We start from the raw sequence: 17,583 nt of genomic DNA, 5'->3' as shown, positions 1-17,583 counted from the left end.
GAATCTCATTTGTATAACGAGACAGGGAGGTCTGTCTACGGGTCCGGGGCTAAGAGTACGGTAAGGCCCGTATGACCACTTCCGATGTCGGGACGCCCGCGCCGTCGGCGCGTGAACGCGTGCTGACCGCGGCGTATGAGCTGTTCAGCCGCCGCGGCATCCGTGCTGTGGGCACCGACGAGGTGATCGCGCGGGCCGGCGTCGCCAAGGCGACGTTGTACCGCCATTTCGCCACCAAGACCGACCTGGCGTTGGCCGTGCTGGAGCGCCGCGAGGAGCTCTGGACGCACGGTTTGATCGAGGAGCAGTCGCGGCAGCGGGGCACCACCCCCGAGGAACAGTTGCTGGCGATCTTCGACGTCATGCACGACTGGTTCCAGCTCCGCGACGGATACGAAGGCTGCTCGTTCATCAACGTGCTGCTCGAAGTCGGACCGGACCATCCCGCCGGACGGGCCTGTATCACCCACATCGACCACGTCCGCGACATCGTGCGCCGCCGCGCGATCGCGGCGGGGTTGACCGACATCGAGGACTTCGCCTCGTCGTGGCACATCCTGATGAAGGGCGCCATCATCCTCGCCGCCGTCGGGGACCTCGACGCGGCGAAACGCGCCCGCAGGATGGCCCGCGCCCTGATCGACGAACACCGGCCGCCTCTGGTGGCGGACACCAGCGAGGCCGTTTAGTCAGACCGTGCCGGGCGCTGTGGTGGTTTCCGTGGCGCCGGCCTTGTGGTGATGCTCGGCCTCCAGTTCCGCGATCGCCCGTGATGTGCGCTCGCGCAACAGGATTGCCGCGGTGAGCCCGGCCACCACGGCGACCACCAGCCCGATCCACGAGAACCGCTCCAGCCAGCGTTCGGCCGCGATCCCGGCGAAGTACACCAGTGCGGTCGTGCCGCCCGCCCAGCAGATCGCGCCCGAGACGTTGGCCGCCAGGAACCGCGGGTAGTGCATTTTCAGGGCGCCCGCCAGCGGCCCGGCCAAGATCCGCAACAGCGCGATGAACCGGCCCAAGAAGACCGCCCGGACGCCCCACCGGTTGAACAGCCTCTCGGCAAACGCGACGTGTCCGGGGCCGAAATGTTTCGGGAACCGCCGGCCGAGCCGGTCGAACAGTGGCATGCCGAACCGGCGCCCGATCGCGTACCCGATCGAATCTCCGACCACCGCGCCGATCACCGCGGCGACGCCGACCCCGATCGGATTGACGGCCAGCTCATGATGCGACGACATCAGCGCCGCGGTCACCAAGATGATCTCGCCCGGCAGCGGAATGCCCAGGCTCTCGATCCCGACCACACCGCCGACCACCAGGTAGACCGCGAGCGGCGGAATCGAGTGCAGCAGGGGCTCCACATTCATGCGTCAAGGATGCCTGACCGGCCCGCAATCCGCGCCACAAGGTGTGCGTTTCAATCCGCTTGGGGCGCGCAGACCCTGCGATCGCGGGCCGGCGTCAGCGGCGCCGCTCACGAAGCCGAGAGCAATGGCGCCGAACCTTGAAATCCAGCCGTGGATGCCCTACTCTCCCGAATGAGAATGACATTCTCGCTCTGCGCGAATGCATTCTCGGGCGATCGTCGCCCCCGACGACGCGCCCGCTCCGTTGTCGAGAGGACACCCCTACTTGGAGGCCCGATCAGGCGACGGGCGTCCGTGCTATCCGAAGGAACCCATGAACAAGCTGCGCGTCATCCAGTGGACCACCGGCAAGGTCGGAAAGCTCAGCATGCGAGGGATTCTCGACGACCCTCGACTCGAACTGGTTGGGGTGTACGCGTATTCGGAGGACAAGGCGGGCATGGACGCCGGATCGTTATGCGGCAGACCCGAGAGCGGCGTCCTTGCCACCACCGACATCGACGCCCTGATCGCCTTGGGCGCCGACACCGTCCTCTACACACCGTTCATGGCCGACCTCGACCACGCCGTCCGCCTGCTCGAAAGCGGGCTCGACGTCATCAGCACGAACCTGTTCCTCAACGTCGGCGGGATCCAGGGCGAAACAAAGGACAAGCTGGCCGCGGCATGCGAGCGCGGGGACAGTTCGCTCTACATCACCGGTGTCAATCCGGGCTGGATCAACACGATGGTGACGGCGATGACCGCCGTCTGCCGCGACGTCCAGAAGGTATCGATCATCGAATCGGCGGACGTCTCGGTCTACGAGTCAGCGGAAACGTGGCAGGCGTTGGGTTTCGGGCTTCCCGAGGCGACACCCGAAGTGGTCGGTCTGGCGAAGTTCGGGTTCACCACTTTCGCCGATTCCGTTCAGCGCATGGCGGCCGCATTGGGATACGAGGTCGATGACATGGAGTTCGTCATCGAACACCAGACCGCCTCGGAGAAGACCGATCTCGGCTGGTTCTGCATGGAGAAGGACACCATCGCCGCAATCCGTGGTGGCTGGAACGCCAAGGTGAGGGGCAAGACCGTCTTCGAGTCGCGCGTCGCCTGGTATCTGACGAAAAAACTCAACGGAGACTGGGAGTTTGACGACGACCACTACCAGGTCGTGATCGACGGCGAGCCCGAGGTGCGGACCCGCATCCGCTTCGTCCCACCGGAGCACTGGGGCAACCACGAATGGGACACCATGACCGCGATGCCGGCGGTCAACGCGGCCCCCAACGTCGCGGCGGCGCCCGCCGGCATTCTGACCCTGGATGACGTGGGCTTGCCCTGCGCTCCCGCCGGGATCTGGTTGGACACCAGGGCAACTCGCCCTCAGGGCTGAATGATGGGTCTCCCGACAGGCGGCGGGGGATTCGGTGACCCTGGGCTGATGGGCGGGGGCAATTGGCCGACTTTCTGTGTGCCCGACGGGCAGCCGTGACTCCGGGCTTGGTGTTGCGACCGCTGTGAGTGCGGCAATCCTCACCCCGCCGGGGGTACCGTCATGCCATGCAGAAAAAGCGTGAGCGCGCCGCGGGGGATGCCGCCGCGGCGGCGCCCGCCGATTCGCTTGCGCCGCAGTATCCGATCGAGTCGGTCGACAACGCGCTCAAGCTGCTCTTGCTGTTGGGCGAACAACCCCAGATCCGGTTGAGCGAGGCCACCCGCTATCTCGGCGTGGCGTCATCGACGGCGCACCGCCTGCTGGCGATGCTGGCCTACCGCGGGTTCGTCCGGCAGGACCCGGTGTCCAAGGCGTACCTGCCCGGGCCGTCGTTGACCGGGGTGGCGTTCGCGATCTTCGGACGCATCGACATCGCGCGATCCGCCGCACCCATCATGCGCGGCCTCAGCGAACAGCTGCGCGAAACGGTGCACGTCGGAATGCTGGACGGCGCCAGCGTCCGCTTCGTCGCCGCCGTCGAGGGGCCGGCTGCGGTGCGGGTGGCGTCGCGGCTGGGCCGCGCCATGCCCGCGCACTGCACCTCGACGGGCAAGGTGATGCTGGCGCAGTTGTCGGCACCGGAATTGCGTGCGCTGCTGCCGCGCGAGCGGCTCGAGCGCATCACCCCCCATTCCATCGGCAGCCGTGCCGAGCTGGAAGCCGAGCTGTCCGGTATCCGCGAACGCGGCTACGCCACCAACCGGGAAGAAAGCGAGGAGGGCGTCGCGTCGGTCGCCGTGCCCATCCCGACGCGGGCGCCCGGCCTGCGGCTCGCGCTCAACGCCGCCGCACCACAAAACCGGCTGGACGCCTCCCGATACCCCGCGGTGGCCGCCGCACTTGTCAACGCCGCCAAGGAGATTGGCGAGCAGCTCGGCTAGTGATCCGCGAGCCGCGCCACTTCGTGGCGCCAGGCCGCCTCGGCGGTGAACGCGGGCCCCAGATCCGGCAGGTCGTCCCAGTCCGCGTCGTCGATGTCGCGCAGCGTGCCGCCGGCCGCGCGCACCCGCAACGACATCCGGGCCAGCGCGTCGACGCTGATCGCCTGCAGCACCGCCTGCGGCACCGTGGCGGCGGCGCTGGTGATGCCGTGCCCGCGGCAGATCACCACGGGCGCACCGCGCATGGCCGCCACCATTTCCTTGCCCAGGCGCGAATCCCGGATCAGCACGGCGCGTTCGTAGACGGGGACACCCCCGCGCGCCAGCCAGGCGCCGGGAATGTCGAAGGCGCCGTAGATCGGCCGGATCGTGATACCAGCCAGGTCGGCGGCGACCACCGCCGGCGGGTGCAGGTGCGCGACGGCCGCGTGCTCCGGATGGGCCAGCATCGTTTCGACGTGGATGGGCAGTTCGTTGGGCACCCGGTACCCGTCGAGTTCGCCTGGGGCGCCAGCGGTCCCGTCGAATCGGACGAGCCGGATGTCGCCGGGCCGGGTGAACGCCACGCCGGTGTCGGTGTCGCTGCGGCAGCGCACCAGCAGGCGGTCGTCGTCGACCCGCAGGCTCAGGTGGCCGAGGATGCCGTCGACCAGGCCGCGGGCGGCCGCGACGCGGCAGGCCTGCGCTATCGCGGCGCGCTGCTGGTCCAGGTCCGTCATCGCGGCGCGCCCAGCCCGAATCCGCCGTCGGGGCGCACGGTTTCGCCGGTGATCCCGCGGGAACGGTCGGACGCCAGGAACACAAAGCTGGACGCGTGGTCTTCGCCGGTGAGCGCGACGTGCAGGGGAGTGCGCGCCGCCACCTCGCGGGCCCGGCCGGGGCTGTCGTCCAGGCGGGTGTCGCCCAGCCCCAGGCTGGCGAGGCCGCGCAGGTCGGTGTTCAGTGTGCCGCCGGGCGCCACCCCGTTGACCCGGATCCGCGGCGCCAGCTCGTGGGCCAGCGCCGAGACCAACCCGCGCACCGCGAATTTCGAGGAGACGTAGAGCGCGCCGCCGCGCCCCGGATAGAACGACGAGGCGGACTCGGTCAGCACGATCGAGGACCCGCCCGAACCGCCGGCCCGTTGCAGCGCCGGGATCGCCGCCTTGACCGACTGCGCATGGCTCAGCACGTTGGTGCGAAACATTTCGTCGAACGCGCCGGGCAGGTCGTCGGGCTCGATGTCGCCGATGCCCTTGTAGAAGTCGAAGATTCCGACGCAGTTGACCAGCGTGTCCAGGCCGCCGAAGGCATCCACCGCGGCGGTGACAGCCCGTTCGTTGGCCTCGTACGTGGTGGCGTCGCCCTCGACCACCGGCACGTCGGGCAGCTGCGCGCGCAGCGCCGCGCACTTTTCCCGATCACGTTCCAGCGCGGCGACTTTCGCGCCCTCGTCGCGGAACGCGTCCACCACGGCGCGGCCGATCCCCGAACCGGCGCCGACGACCAGGGCGCGCTTGCCCTCAAGCCAGCCCGTCATCGCGCTCCTCGGGGTCGTCGGGTAGCAACGGCGCGTAGGAATTGCCGACCATGGCAGCCAGCGTACGGGGATTCTGCCAGGTCAAGGCCTCCACCTCGAGCGCGTCGAGGGTGATCGACTGCCCGGATCTGGGGGCGCTGATCTGCAGGCGTGACCCGTTGCGGGTGTCGACCCGGCGCACCACGACCTCGGTGAACTCGTTGGCGATCGTGATGGGTTCGTCGCTCATAGGAACACCGCCAGGTTCTGCATCCGTAGTACCGACTCGTCGGCGAGGATGGTGCGGCGCGCCAGCTTCCAGCGATCGCCACACCGGCGCAGCACGTCCTCGCGCCCGCAGGACAGCAGGGCGCCGTCGTTGACGTCGCCGCGGCTGCGAAACAACAACTCGGCCGATTCGACGACGAGGTCGTCGGGGTCGTCGCACGCGAAAGTGCGCACGTTGGTGATGAAGTGCCGCAGCCGTGACGGCGGGTCCTCGGCCCACACGTGCTCGGTGCCCATCCGCGCGACCCGCTGGCTCAGCGAGTACTTGTCCTCGTCGAAGTGCGCCATGCCGGGGCTGGTGTCGAACCCGGCGCCGCGCGCGGTCGTGACCCGCACCGGCATGGTGTAGCGGACGTCGTCGGTCAGCGTGTCCAGCCACGCCTCATACCGCTGGGCGTCGAGCAGGTACGCCTCGTCCACCAGGAACTGGTGCGCCTCGAGGTGCCGAGGGTCGTTGAAGGGCAACGGTTTTCTCATGCGCCGGCCTTCTGCAGGTAGTCGGCCCACATGGTCACCCACGCGCGCTGGTTGTGTTCGTTGTAGCCGACCTGCGCGCGTCCGGGGCCGTGAAAGGCGCTGGGCGGCAACGCCTCGACGACGGGGCGGTCGTCGGCGAGCAGGCCCATCCGGCTGTTCAGCAGCAGCCGCCGCGCCATCGAGCCACCCGCGGTGGTGGTCAGCGAGACCCAGTTCTCCACATCGTCCTGCTCGAACATGCCCGTCGACCCGAAGCACATCAGGTACGCCTTGTACGAATCCTGTTTGTACTGCGGGGGAGCGGCGGAGTCCACGGCGAACCACGAACACACTTCGGTCTCGTTCTCGCTGATGGGCTGCCATAACCGGATGGAGATGAACGGCAGCACCTCGTCATCGCGATCGCGCACCTTGGGCCAGTTGTGTACGAAGCTGAGGTTCGGAAAGCAGGTCGCGGCCGAGATCATGAACCCGTCCTCGCCGACGACCCGCTGCTGTTGCGGTGTCCACACGTCTTTGATCCGGTCGATCATCTCGGTGGGGTAGCCGACGTAGCGCATCCGCTCCTCGAAGCTGCCGGGCGGCAATTTGTAGGTGGTTCCTCCGCCGCGGTGCGCCCAATAGGTGGCGCCGTCCTTGCGCTTCTGGGCTTTCGGCTCGCGGAACAGGCCGATGTCGACGATCGACGCGTGGGTGTGCGGGGTGTGATACATGTCGCCGGCGAAGTTCTCCGCGCCGATCTTCCAGTTCGCCTTGATCCGCCAGCGCTGTGGCCCCCGCACCTCGACGCCGCCGGCGCTTTGTTTGGTGTAGTAGTCCAGGTAGAACCTGAAGTCGCCCAGGAAGTCTTCCAGCGGTTCGGCGAACGCGTCGAGGCTGATGAACAGCAGGCCGTTGTAGCTCGCGAAATTCGGTGCGGGCAACAGGGTTTGGTCCTTGGCGAACCCCTCGTCACCACCGTAGGCCTCCCGGTGGAACGGCAGCCCGGTGAGGCGGCCGTTGTTGCGGTAGGTCCAGCCGTGGTAGGGGCAGCGGAAGTTGGAGGCGTTTCCCATCTCCGCGCGACAGACCTGCATTCCGCGGTGCAGGCACATATTGAACAGGGCCCGCACGGTGCCGTCCGAATCGCGCGTGATGATGAACGAGTCGTCGAGGACCCGGCGCACCACGTAGTCGCCGTCGTGCGGGATTTCGGACTCGTGTCCCACGAACGTCCACGCCCGGCCGAACAGCCGTTCCTTCTCCAGCGCGAACAGTTCTTTGTCGTTGTAGATGTGCGCGGGGATCATCCCGCGGCGCACGTTGTCGAAGACCCCGACCAATTCGTCGCTGTGGTCCCTCATCAAGATCCTCTGTTCTCAAGAAATACTCTCCGCTCAGTAGAATCCCGCAGTCTTCGACGCCGGTCAATCGCCGGGGCGATCGGGTCGGCGGGTGGCCACCAGAATCCTTGGGGCCGATTCACAGGTTGCACACAATTACAAGCCGGAAACCCCCGGCTACGGTGGGTCACGGCAGCCGTTCGACGTATGTGAGCGCGGAGTAAACTCCGGGTAATCGTTCGGTTTTGCGGTTATTAACCGTTGTTTTTCACTGATTTGAGGAAAGGCGGGGCGCCATGGTGGGTCGGCCACGAGGGGGTCGATTGCAGCGGGTTGGATCGAAGGTTCTGGCCGTTATCGGGCGCCAGGAGTGGATGGATCGACCGAGCTATCGGTTCGAACACCTGCTCAGCTTCGCCTACAACGGGCTGGGCGGCGCCCGCAACACCGTCACCAACGCGCTGAACGGAGTGTGGCTCGGGCACCCGGTGCACCCGCCGCTGGCGTCGCTGACCAGTGGCGCGCTCGGCACGACGGTGGCGCTGGACGCGCTCAGCGTGCTGCCGGGCCAGCCCGCCTCCGAGGTCGTCGACGCCTCGCGATTCGCCTCCCGCGCCCTCGGGGTCGGCATCCTGGCGAGCCTGGGCTCGGCCGTCACCGGCGTCACCGACTGGCAGCACACCCACGAGGAGGACCGCCGGGTCGGCGCGGTGCACGGCCTGTTGAACGTTGCCGCCACCGCGCTGTACATGCAGTCGTGGTGGGACCGGCGCAAGGGGCGCCACGGGCGAGGCATCCTGCTCACCGCGCTGGGCTACGGCATCACCGTCGCCGGCAGCTACCTCGGCGGGGCGCTGGTCTTCGACTCCGGCATCGGCATCGACCAGTCTGGTCCGCGGCTGCGCACCTCCACCTGGACGCCGGTCCTGCCCGCGAGCTCGTTGAACGGCAAGCCGGTGCGCGTCGAGGTCGATGGGGTGGGCCTGGTGGTCTGTCAGACCAAGCCCGGTGAAGTCGCGGCGTACGGAGAATTCTGTCCCCACCTGGCCGCCCCGATGGCCGACGGCTGGATGGACCGTGGCCGGTTGGTATGCCCCTGGCACGGCTCATGGTTCGCGGCCGAGTCGGGCGACGTGGTGCGCGGTCCGGCGGCAGCGCCGCTGCCGTGCTACGAGGCCAGGTTGGTCGACGGAGTGGTCGAAGTCCGCGGCGAGCAGCAGCCCGCTCCCGGCGGCGCGGTCGGAATCGCTAAAGGAGGAGCCAATTGAACGCCTACGAGGTTCTCAAGGAACACCACATCGTGCTCAAGGGTCTCGGCCGCAAGGTCAGCGAGGCGCCGCTGAATTCCGAAGAGCGCCATGCCCTTTTCGACGACATGCTGATCGAGCTCGACATCCACTTCCGGATCGAGGACGACCTGTACTACCCGGCGCTGCGCGCGGCCACCAAGCTGATCGCCGTCGCGCACGCCGAACACCGCCAGGTGGTCGACCAGCTCTCCGTGCTGCTCAGGACGCCGCAGAACGCCCCGGGCTATGAGGACGAGTGGAATTCGTTCAAGACGGTCCTCGAGGCGCACGCGGACGAAGAGGAACGGGACATGATCCCGGCTCCTCCGCAGGTGAAGATCACCGATGCGGAACTCAAGGAGTTGGGCAACAAGATGGCCGCCACCATCGAGCAATACCGCGGCTCCGCCGTGCACCGCCTGCGGACCAAGGGCCGCGCGGCGTTGATCCGCACCCTGTAGGGGACCATCGAGAGTAGCGTCACGGCTCATGGACGCCGGGTGTGTCGCTTCTCAGGCCGACATCACGGCGGAGATCGCCCGCATCGCAGCGCAATACCCGGGCGCCGCCGGGGGGTCGCACGGGCAGCCGCGGCTCGACTACCCGCCGTACCGCAGCACGACGCTGCGCCATCCGAAGCAACCCCTGGTCGCCGTCGATCCCGAAGGGGTGGAGCTTTGGGCGCCGTGCTTCGGCCCTCAGGACGTCGACCCGCTCGACGCGGACCTGACGGCCGGGCATCCGGGGGAGCCGCTCGGGGAGCGCGTCGTGGTGAGCGGACGCGTCCTCGACGACGGCGGCCTGCCGGTGGCGGGTCAGCTGGTCGAGATCTGGCAAGCCAATGCCGGCGGGCGCTACCGCCACCAGCGTGACCAGCACCCGGCCCCGCTCGACCCGAACTTCACCGGCGCGGGCCGCTGCCTGACCGGGCCGGACGGCTCGTATCGGTTCCTGACCATCAAGCCCGGCCCGTACCCGTGGCGCAACCACCACAACGCCTGGCGCCCGGCGCACATCCACTTCTCCGTCTTCGGAACCGCTTTCACCCAGCGCCTGGTCACCCAGATGTACTTTCCCGGCGACCCCATGTTCGAGCTGGATCCGATCTTCCAGTCGATCCTCGATCCGGCCGCACGGCAACGACTGATCGCCCGCTACGACCACGACCTCACCGAGCCCGAGTACGCGACCGGGTACCGGTGGGACATCGTCCTGGCCGGCGGCGCGCCCACCCCCACCGCGGGTGCGCATGACTGAAACAGCGTGCACGCCAGGGCAAACGGTCGGTCCGTTCCTCGACCTGGGATTGCCGTACCCCGGTGACAGCGAGCTGGTCGACCACGCCCATCCGCAGGCCATCCGGCTGCACGGCACGGTGTACGACGGCGGCGGCGCCGTGGTCCCCGACGCGTTGGTCGAACTCTGGCAGCCCGACAGCGCGGGACGCATTGCGCGGCAGTCCGGTTCGCTGCACCGCGACCATGGGGGACCGGTGTCGTTCACCGGCTGGGGCCGGTGCGCGACCGACGGCGCCGGTCGTTACGCGTTCACCACCCTGACCCCCGGTTCGGTGATCGACGGGCGGCCGCCGTTCTTTGCGCTCACCGTGTTCGCGCGGGGGCTGCTGAACCGGCTGTTCACCCGCGCCTACCTACCCGGCGCCGACCCGGACGCCGATCCGCTGCTCGCGGCCGTCTCCGCCGACCGCCTGGCCACGTTGCTCTGCGCCGCCGAAAACGACGGCGCCACATACCGTTTCGACATCCACCTGCAGGGCCCGGCCGAGACGGTGTTCCTGGAGTACCGGGCGGACACGCGATGACCAACCTGCTGTGGCCCGGGGACCATCGAGCCGGCGAGCACATGACCGACGAGGCCCTGCTGGGCTCGATGGTCGCCGTGGAATCCGCGTGGCTGAGCGCCCTCGCGGGCGCCGGTCTGGCGCCCGCCGACTGCGCCGCCGCGGACCTGTGGAACTTGGTCACGCACAACGATTATGCGACACTCGCCGTTACCGCCGAGGACGGTGGCAACCCGGTCATTCCCCTGGTGACGCTGCTGCGCCAACGCGCCGAGCCCGTCGTCGCGCCGTGGATCCACCGCGGACTCACCAGCCAGGACGTCCTGGACACCAGCCTGATGCTGGCCACGCGCGCCGCCGCCGACGAGCTGATCACGCAGCTGAGAGAGCAGATCTCCGCGCTGTCCGAACTCGTCACCCGGCACCGGGCCACGCCGATGGTGGCCCGCACCCTCACCCAGCACGCCGCACCCACCACCTTCGGCGCCAAGGCCGCCGGCTGGCTGAACGGGGTCGTCGACGCCGTCGAACGGGTCGCCACGCTGACCACGCCCGTCCAGATCGGCGGCGCGGCAGGAACCTTGGCCGCCACCACGGAACTGGCGGCGTCGCTCACCGGCACCCCGGACCCGGCCGGGGTGTCGGCCGGCCTCGCCGCGGACACGGCAACCGCGTTGGGCCTGCAGCCGCGGCCGCCCTGGCACACGGCCCGCGCGCCGATCACCGCGGCCGCCGACGCTTTCGTCGGCTGCACCGACTGCTGGGGCCGCATCGCCTCCGACGTCGTCACGCTGGCCCGCCCGGAGATCGGCGAACTCGGCGAGCCGGTAGCCGACGGCCGGGGCGGCTCGTCGTCCATGCCGCACAAGCGAAACCCCGTGCTGTCCATCCTGATCCGCCGCGCCGCCCTGGCGGCGCCACCGCTGGCCGCGACCCTGCACACCGCCGCGGCGCTGGCCAACGACGAGCGGCCCGACGGGGCCTGGCACGCCGAATGGGACACCCTGCGCACCCTGGCCCGGCGCACCGTCGTCGCGGGATCCCAAACCGCCGAGCTACTGAGCGGACTGGCCGTCCATACCCGGCGCATGTCCGAAAACCTTGATGCCGCAGATGTTTTGGGCGAGCAGCAAGCGGTCGCCGAGCTGGCGGGTCGAGAGCCGTCACCGACCTACTTCGGCGCCGTGGACCGGCTGGTCGACGACAGCCTGGGCCGCGCCGCGCGGGTACTCGCTCAGCGCTGACCGGCGATTTTCAGTCGGCCACCGCGATCTCGATGGACAGGCACTCGCCCAGGGCGTGCGCCGCGGCCCAGTCGCCGCCGCACACGGCGCGCTCGAGTTCGTCGACCAAGGGGCTGTCGGCACCCAGGTCGGCCAGCCACGCCGACACGGTCGCCGTGATCTGATGGGCGGGCACCCGGGCGACATGCCCGCGGTGCAGCCGGTCGGTCAACTGGTAGATCGTGGCCGTCGGCCTGCGCTGTGGCCAATGAACCATCCATTTCGGTGAATTCATCGTCCCCTCCCCGCTAGCCTCAACGACTCATCCATCCCAGGCGGCACGTCTGGCTCTAGGCCGCAATAGTACGTCTGTACCAATGCGTGGGTTGTCATTTCGGCCGTCAAAACTCGAACTTTTTCGCGGTTTTTGTTCATCGCCGTCGCCTACCTGGTTCTGCAGCAGAAGAGCAGGCCGATCAATGCCGCGCCAATGAGGCACGGCCCGCCCGGGACATGATGCGTTGCAAGACGTTGTGGGACAGGTCGCCGTCGTTGGCCACCCTGGCGAGGCCACGTCGCCTCAGGAATATGTCGAGCCGCCGATCCGGCGACCAATCGGCATAGATGGAGCCGAGGTAATGCGACTGCAGGAAATCCGACGCCAACGCGTCGAGGTCGGAATCCGTCAGCGACGGCGGGCTAGCACCCATAGCCGGCAAGCTCCTTCGTTCTCCCCACACTGCCGCAGCCAAGTTACGTCAGGGGGCGTCACTAAACCGTCACGCAGAGATTGCGGAACGGGCCCAAAGTCGGAACCCGCTGTCAGAAGCGGCGCAACGGCGAACGGGGGAGGCCGTCCTCAAGCCCTGCGGGGTTAGCCGGTGGCCGATGCCGCCGGCTTGTGGGCGACGATCGCGACGGCGGCCAGTTGCTTGCGATGCTTGCGGAACGTGCGGCGCATCGCCAGCACCCGCTTGCGGGCATCGGGGTGCAAAAGCACGTTCCTGGCGAAGCGCAGCGCCCCGACAAGACCCTCGTCGGAGACCAGCCTGCGGGGCTGCAGCAGGGCCATCGGAGCGGTGGTGACGTTGTCGACCACCAGTCCGTGCTCGGCGAGCAGTTTCGACCACTCGGCAATCGTCAACGGGCGCGCGTTCACCTTGATCGAACGCGCGAGCGCCTGCCGGATGTCGGTGCTGATCTCCTCCGACACCGTGTCCGGGGTGAGGGCGAGTTCGTGGATCGCGTAGCGGCCCCCCGGGCGCAGCACGCGGGCGGCCTCGGCGACGATGGCGTGCTTGGCCGCGTCGCCCTGCATGGTCAGCATCGCCTCTCCGATGACGACATCGCTGCTGGCGTCCGGCAATCCGGTCTCGGCCGCGTCCGCCACCCGCACGGCGGCATTTTGTGCACCGAGATCGGAAAGCACGCCGCGGACCATGTTGGCCGCGTCCGGGTCGCCCTCGGCGCCGACGTAGGACCGTGGCCCGCGGGCGACGATCTCGGTGGCGGTACGGCCCAGGCCCGGCGCCAGCTCGACGACGTCGGCGCCGCTCAGCTCCGCGCGGGACAGCAGGGTGCGGGTCAGCTCGACCCCGCCGGGGCGCAACACGCGTTTGCCGAGCCGCGCCAGCAGCCAGTGGCCGGCGACCGCGCTGTCATCACGGCGCGATGCCGGCAGCGGGAGTTCGGAACCTGCTCGTTGTCCTGGCATCAGATCTCCTGTGGGGCAGCGCTTTGCGGTGACTCCGGGACCAGCTCGAGGTGTCCATGGCGCACCGGGGGTGGGGTGTCGACGAGCTTAGCGTTGGCTTTCACCGTTCTCCGAGCTCAAAGCTAATTATTACAAGATATGTTGTGTAAACTCTAGCCCATGACCTACGTGATCGGGAAGCCATGCATCGATGTGATGGATCGCGCGTGCGTCGACGAATGTCCCGTGGATTGCATTTACGAGGGCGGCCGGGCGCTCTACATTCATCCAGACGAGTGTGTCGACTGCGGTGCGTGCGAGCCGGTTTGTCCGGTGGAGGCGATTTACTACGAAGATGACCTGCCTGAGGACCTCAAGCCGCACCTCGCCGATAACGACGCATTCTTCGCTGAGACGCTGCCGGGCCGCGACGAACCCCTGGGGTCCCCGGGCGGGGCGGCCAAGATCGGTCCGCTCGGCGTTGACACACCGCTGGTGGCGGGCCAGCCCAGTACCGTTCATTCGGATGGGGCGTGAAGGACGAGCAGTGTGAGGGATCCGGTGAAGACCCAGAAGACGCAGAAGCCCCAGAAGGCCCGGCAGGTCGAGAAACTCCCGGAGCTCCAGGGCTCGGTCCCGGGCGAGTCGGCCGGCCGGCGGCGCGCGGTGATGCGGCTGCTCCGCGCCTCGCCGCAACCGATGAGCATCGCCGGGATCGCCGACGAACTCGGGGTGCACCCCAACACCGTGCGCTTCCACCTCGACAGCCTGGTCACCGACGGGCAGGTCGAACACGTCGAGCTGGACCGCAAAGGACCGGGGCGCCCACCGCTGATGTTCCGCGCGGTCCGGCAGATGGATCGCGGCGGCACGCGGCATTACCGGCTGCTGGCCGAGATCCTGACCATGGCCTTCGCCACCGAGCGTGATCCCGGGCCCAAGGCCCTCGCCGCGGGCCGTGCCTGGGGGCGGAAGGTCGACGCCGAGCTGCATGCGCCGGCCGACGCCCCCGCCACCACCGAAGAGGTCATCGCCCGTCTGATCGAGGTGCTCGACGAACTCGGCTTCGCGCCCGAGCGCCGGGTGGTCGACGGAGAGCAACAGGTCGGACTGCGGCACTGCCCGTTTCTGGAATTGGCCGAAAACCGGTCCAGTGTCGTGTGTCCGGTGCACCTCGGCCTCATGCAGGGAGCGGTGGAGACGTGGGGGGCGCCGGTCTCGGTGGACCGGCTCGACTCGTTCGTCGAGCCGGATCTGTGCCTGGCTCACCTGACGCTGCAGGGGGCGGCCAAATGAGCACCGGAACGGCGATCGCCGTCGCGCTCACCTTCGTCTGGCTCGGCATGGTGCTGGCCATCTCGTTCCTGGAAGCCCCGCTGAAGTTCCGGGCGCCCAACGTGACGTTGCAGATCGGGCTCAGCATCGGCCGGCTGGTCTTCCGCGCGCTCAACACCGTCGAGGTGGCCTTCGCGCTCGTCATCGGGGCGATCGTTATCGCGGGCCCCACCCCGGGGGGCGTCATCGCGGCGATCGCCGTCGCCGTCGCCGCGTTGGCGGTCCAGCTGGTCGTCGTGCGGCCCGCATTGACCCGCCGTTCCGACCGGGTGCTGGCCGGATCGGACGGACCGCGCTCCCGTGCCCACTACGGCTACGTCGCGCTGGAGGCGGTCAAGGTGGCCGCCCTGATCGCGGCGGGGATACTGCTACTGAGCGGTTAACCACCAACCCCCAAGGCCGTTGGTGAAAGGCCTTGCAACTACGAAGGACTCACGATGGATTCCATTTCGTTGACCGACCTCGCGTCCGAAAAGCTCGCCGAGGCCAAACAGTCGCACAGCGGCCGCGCCGCGCACACCATCCACGGCGGACACAACCACGAGCTTCGGCAAACGGTGCTCGCCCTGCTGGCCGACCACGATCTCTCCGAACACGACAGCCCCGGCGAGGCCACGCTGCAGGTGCTGCACGGACACGTGCGCCTGACCACCGGCGGCGACGCCTGGGAGGGCAAGGCCGGCGGATACCTGGCGATTCCGCCCGAACGCCATGCCCTGCACGCGATCGAGGACTCGGTGGTCCTGCTGACCGTGCTGAAGACGATCCCCTCGGCACACTAGCCGCCGATGGTCTCGACGCCCTGGGCAACGAGCTTCGGTCTGCGGGCGCCCATCGTCAACGCCCCGATGGGCGGGGTCGCCGGCGGCCGGCTGGCCGCGGCGGTCACCGCGGCCGGTGGTCTGGGCATGGTCGGCATGGGCAGCGTCGCGACCCGCGAGCTGCTGGCCGAGCAGTTACAGCACGTCGACGGCCGGTTCGGCATCGGCCTGGTCGACTGGGTGATGCGCAACGAGGCCGGGCTGCTCGAGGATGCGCTCGCCGCGCGGCCCGCCCTGTTGTCGGTCAGTTTCGGAACCGACTGGTCCTGGGTCGCCAAGGCGCATGACGCCGGAATCCCCACCGTCACACAGGTTTACGACAGCGACGGGGCGCGGAAGGCGGTCGACGCCGGCGTCGACGTCCTGGTCGCTCGCGGCTCCGAGGGCGGCGGGCACGGCGAGGTCAAGCTGGGCCTGCTGCCGCTGCTGGACGCCGTCCTCGACGCCGTCACGGTGCCGGTGCTGGCCGCCGGCGGTGTCGCCTCGGCGCGCAGCCTGGCCGCCGTGCTGGCCGCCGGCGCCAGCGGCGCGTGGGTGGGCACTCGGTTGTCGGCCTGCCCGGAGGCGCTGATCGGCGACGCCGGCCGACGGGCCCTGGTCGCCGCCAGCGAGACCGACACCGCGGTCACCCGGGTCTTCGACGTCGCCAAGGGGTTGCCCTGGCCGGCGCGATTCCCGTCGCGGGTGCTGGCGAACGACTTCGTCGAGCACTGGACGGGCCACGAGGAAGCGCTGGGCCCGGGCGCCTGTGAGGAGCTGGCCACGGCGATCGCCGCCGGGGACTGCCGGATCGCGCCCGTGGACGCCGGTCAGGGCGTCGGGATGATCCGCGACGACGCCTCGGTGGCCGAGGTCATCGCCGAGATGTGCACGGGCGCGGCGAAGTTGTTGTCCGGCTGGGGGCCATAGACCGGGCATAGCCGCGGGCTATCCACGCCCCGCCGCCAGCACGACGCATCGGTCCCGCCCCGGGCAGAGGTGGGCGTCCGGGCCGTGCGGTGCCCGCGCCGCTGATCAGCGGCTCCCTCGCCATTTCTAACAGACAAAACTCTTGACGGTACAGTCTGTCCGGTTCTACCGTTCAAAATATTATTCGTTAGAAACGGAGGCACCATGAGCACCAAACAAGTCGGCGCGACGACCCCGACCCTCGCCGAGCAGCTGCGGGATCCGGCCTATTCGGCCTACCTCGTGCTACGCACCGTGTTCACGATCGCGCCGATCGTGTTCGGGTTGGACAAGTTCTTCAACCTGCTGACCCACCCGCATCACTGGAGCATGTATCTGGCCGGCTGGATCGACGACCTGGTACCCGGAACGGCCGATCAGTGCATGTACCTCGTCGGGATCATCGAGATCGTGGCCGGCGTGGTGGTGGCGGTGGCCCCACGCTTGGGCGCCTGGGTGGTTGCGGCCTGGCTGGCCGGGATCATCATCGACCTGGTCACCGGGCCCGGCTTCTACGACGTCGCGCTGCGCGACTTCGGGTTGTTCGTCGGCGCCGTCGCGCTGGCCCGCCTGGCGCAGGGCGTGCACAGCGGCAGCATCGGAGGCGGCATCACGGCCCGGTAGCCGTCACACCGCCCGCAGGTAGCGCTTGGCGATGAGGCGCTGGGTCACCCGCACCACGGGCCCGCCGGCCTTGCTCCACCAGGTCGCGGGGCGGGAGAACGCCGACACCTCCGCGTACACCGCGGAGGTGATCGGGTCGTGGCGCACCACGAAACGTTCCTCGCCGGACTCCGGGTGACCCGGCAGGGTGCCGTAGCCGAAGCCGCGAATGTCGGGTTCGTCGACGACGTACACGACGCGGCAGGGCGCCGGCAGGAAACCCATTCGCACCACCACCACCGCGTCGACGACGGCGACCTCGGAGCTGGCCTGCACACGCAGCCCCGAGCCGGTCTGCATGCCCCAGCGCATGACGGCGTCGGCGGCCTGCTCGAAACGCTGCCGGCCCGTGCCGATTTGGCGCGCGGCGTGTTGATGGTCGTATCCCGCGGGCAGCTCGCCGCCCGCCGTCGCACCCACTTCCGGATAGGTCAGCGGGAGTTCCTCGAGCGCTCGTAGGTCCACATGTTCAGCTTGCCATGCCGAGGTGCGGGGCGGCG

24 protein-coding genes are annotated in these 17,583 nt (G+C 68.9%); 14 read left to right on the top strand and 10 right to left on the bottom strand.

Annotated features, from left to right (window positions below; genetic code table 11):
• The first annotated feature begins 71 nt into the window (after positions 1-71).
• Positions 72-689, top strand: coding sequence for a TetR/AcrR family transcriptional regulator (locus JF781_RS20560; RefSeq protein ID WP_225329471.1), 618 nt, complete (start codon positions 72-74; stop codon positions 687-689).
• Here the strand turns inward: JF781_RS20560 and JF781_RS20555 are convergent, their stop codons facing one another.
• The gene (locus JF781_RS20555; RefSeq protein ID WP_225329472.1) at positions 690-1,367 is read right to left on the bottom strand and encodes a DedA family protein; all 678 of its coding nucleotides are present in this window, start codon (positions 1,365-1,367) and stop codon (positions 690-692) included.
• A 313-nt stretch (positions 1,368-1,680) separates the two neighbouring features.
• Between JF781_RS20555 and JF781_RS20550 the strand changes: the two genes are divergently transcribed.
• Both JF781_RS20550 and JF781_RS20545 read left to right on the top strand, forming a co-directional pair.
• The gene (locus JF781_RS20550) at positions 1,681-2,742 is read left to right on the top strand and encodes a hypothetical protein (RefSeq protein WP_225329473.1); all 1,062 of its coding nucleotides are present in this window, start codon (positions 1,681-1,683) and stop codon (positions 2,740-2,742) included.
• Between the two features lie 167 nt (positions 2,743-2,909).
• Positions 2,910-3,725: an IclR family transcriptional regulator gene (locus tag JF781_RS20545; protein WP_225329474.1), complete on the top strand. Its 816-nt coding sequence runs from the start codon at positions 2,910-2,912 to the stop codon at positions 3,723-3,725.
• Here the strand turns inward: JF781_RS20545 and JF781_RS20540 are convergent.
• From JF781_RS20540 to JF781_RS20520, 5 genes are read right to left on the bottom strand one after another with little or no spacing between them, the layout of a single operon-like run.
• Positions 3,722-4,444, bottom strand: coding sequence for a class II aldolase/adducin family protein (locus JF781_RS20540; protein ID WP_225329475.1), 723 nt, complete (start codon positions 4,442-4,444; stop codon positions 3,722-3,724). The genes JF781_RS20545 and JF781_RS20540 overlap by 4 nt on opposite strands.
• Positions 4,441-5,244, bottom strand: coding sequence for a 3-(cis-5,6-dihydroxycyclohexa-1,3-dien-1-yl)propanoate dehydrogenase (gene hcaB, locus JF781_RS20535; RefSeq protein ID WP_225329476.1), 804 nt, complete (start codon positions 5,242-5,244; stop codon positions 4,441-4,443). Before hcaB ends, JF781_RS20540 begins: the two co-directional genes overlap by 4 nt.
• Positions 5,228-5,473, bottom strand: coding sequence for a dihydrodiol dehydrogenase (locus JF781_RS20530; RefSeq protein ID WP_225329477.1), 246 nt, complete (start codon positions 5,471-5,473; stop codon positions 5,228-5,230). The genes hcaB and JF781_RS20530 overlap by 17 nt, the downstream gene beginning before the upstream one ends.
• The gene (locus JF781_RS20525) at positions 5,470-5,988 is read right to left on the bottom strand and encodes a 3-phenylpropionate/cinnamic acid dioxygenase subunit beta (RefSeq protein WP_225329478.1); all 519 of its coding nucleotides are present in this window, start codon (positions 5,986-5,988) and stop codon (positions 5,470-5,472) included. Before JF781_RS20525 ends, JF781_RS20530 begins: the two co-directional genes overlap by 4 nt.
• Positions 5,985-7,331 carry a Rieske 2Fe-2S domain-containing protein gene (locus tag JF781_RS20520; RefSeq protein ID WP_225329479.1) on the bottom strand — a complete coding sequence of 449 codons (1,347 nt, stop codon included), beginning with the start codon at positions 7,329-7,331 and terminating at the stop codon, positions 5,985-5,987. The genes JF781_RS20525 and JF781_RS20520 overlap by 4 nt, the downstream gene beginning before the upstream one ends.
• Positions 7,332-7,606: 275 nt before the next feature.
• Between JF781_RS20520 and JF781_RS20515 the strand changes: the two genes are divergently transcribed.
• From JF781_RS20515 to JF781_RS20495, 5 genes are read left to right on the top strand one after another with little or no spacing between them, the layout of a single operon-like run.
• Positions 7,607-8,578 (top strand): Rieske 2Fe-2S domain-containing protein, encoded by a 972-nt coding sequence (locus tag JF781_RS20515; protein WP_225329480.1) that lies wholly within the window; start codon positions 7,607-7,609, stop codon positions 8,576-8,578.
• A complete protein-coding gene (locus JF781_RS20510; RefSeq protein ID WP_225329481.1) occupies positions 8,575-9,060 on the top strand; it encodes a hemerythrin domain-containing protein in 486 nt (161 codons plus the stop codon). Before JF781_RS20515 ends, JF781_RS20510 begins: the two co-directional genes overlap by 4 nt.
• Before the next feature lie 28 nt (positions 9,061-9,088).
• A complete protein-coding gene (gene pcaH / locus JF781_RS20505; RefSeq protein WP_225329482.1) occupies positions 9,089-9,856 on the top strand; it encodes a protocatechuate 3,4-dioxygenase subunit beta in 768 nt (255 codons plus the stop codon).
• Positions 9,849-10,421: a protocatechuate 3,4-dioxygenase subunit alpha gene (pcaG, locus tag JF781_RS20500; RefSeq protein WP_225329483.1), complete on the top strand. Its 573-nt coding sequence runs from the start codon at positions 9,849-9,851 to the stop codon at positions 10,419-10,421. Before pcaH ends, pcaG begins: the two co-directional genes overlap by 8 nt.
• The gene (locus JF781_RS20495) at positions 10,418-11,644 is read left to right on the top strand and encodes a lyase family protein (RefSeq protein WP_225329484.1); all 1,227 of its coding nucleotides are present in this window, start codon (positions 10,418-10,420) and stop codon (positions 11,642-11,644) included. The genes pcaG and JF781_RS20495 overlap by 4 nt, the downstream gene beginning before the upstream one ends.
• Before the next feature lie 10 nt (positions 11,645-11,654).
• Here the strand turns inward: JF781_RS20495 and JF781_RS20490 are convergent, their stop codons facing one another.
• From JF781_RS20490 to JF781_RS20480, 3 genes are all read right to left on the bottom strand, one after another.
• Complete coding sequence (locus JF781_RS20490) at positions 11,655-11,918, bottom strand: hypothetical protein (RefSeq protein WP_225329485.1); 264 nt, start codon at positions 11,916-11,918, stop codon at positions 11,655-11,657.
• A gap of 181 nt (positions 11,919-12,099) precedes the next feature.
• Positions 12,100-12,312, bottom strand: a complete 213-nt coding sequence (locus JF781_RS20485; RefSeq protein WP_225329501.1) for a hypothetical protein — start codon at positions 12,310-12,312, stop codon at positions 12,100-12,102.
• Between the two features lie 185 nt (positions 12,313-12,497).
• Positions 12,498-13,337 carry a class I SAM-dependent methyltransferase gene (locus JF781_RS20480; RefSeq protein ID WP_225329486.1) on the bottom strand — a complete coding sequence of 280 codons (840 nt, stop codon included), beginning with the start codon at positions 13,335-13,337 and terminating at the stop codon, positions 12,498-12,500.
• A 159-nt stretch (positions 13,338-13,496) separates the two neighbouring features.
• Between JF781_RS20480 and fdxA the strand changes: the two genes are divergently transcribed.
• From fdxA to JF781_RS20450, 6 genes are all read left to right on the top strand, one after another.
• Entirely contained in the window at positions 13,497-13,853 is a 357-nt protein-coding gene (gene fdxA, locus JF781_RS20475) for a ferredoxin (RefSeq protein ID WP_225329487.1), read from the top strand.
• 132 nt (positions 13,854-13,985) lie between these two features.
• Entirely contained in the window at positions 13,986-14,612 is a 627-nt protein-coding gene (locus tag JF781_RS20470; protein WP_225329502.1) for a metalloregulator ArsR/SmtB family transcription factor, read from the top strand.
• Positions 14,609-15,034: a hypothetical protein gene (locus JF781_RS20465; protein ID WP_225329488.1), complete on the top strand. Its 426-nt coding sequence runs from the start codon at positions 14,609-14,611 to the stop codon at positions 15,032-15,034. Before JF781_RS20470 ends, JF781_RS20465 begins: the two co-directional genes overlap by 4 nt.
• 54 nt (positions 15,035-15,088) lie before the next feature.
• Entirely contained in the window at positions 15,089-15,433 is a 345-nt protein-coding gene (locus JF781_RS20460; RefSeq protein WP_225329489.1) for a cupin domain-containing protein, read from the top strand.
• Between the two features lie 6 nt (positions 15,434-15,439).
• Positions 15,440-16,381, top strand: a complete 942-nt coding sequence (locus JF781_RS20455) for a nitronate monooxygenase family protein (protein WP_225329490.1) — start codon at positions 15,440-15,442, stop codon at positions 16,379-16,381.
• A gap of 204 nt (positions 16,382-16,585) precedes the next feature.
• A complete protein-coding gene (locus JF781_RS20450) occupies positions 16,586-17,044 on the top strand; it encodes a DoxX family membrane protein (protein WP_225329491.1) in 459 nt (152 codons plus the stop codon).
• 3 nt (positions 17,045-17,047) lie between these two features.
• On the opposite strand, the gene JF781_RS20445 is transcribed toward JF781_RS20450, so the two are convergent.
• On the bottom strand, positions 17,048-17,548 hold the full coding sequence (locus tag JF781_RS20445) for a DUF1990 family protein (RefSeq protein ID WP_225329492.1): 501 nt from the start codon (positions 17,546-17,548) through the stop codon (positions 17,048-17,050).
• Between the last annotated feature and the right edge of the window lie 35 nt (positions 17,549-17,583).

Source organism: Mycobacterium sp. WUMAC-067 (assembly GCF_020217485.1).
Lineage (GTDB): Bacteria > Actinomycetota > Actinomycetes > Mycobacteriales > Mycobacteriaceae > Mycobacterium.
This window is presented reverse-complemented; position numbering and strand designations above follow the sequence as displayed.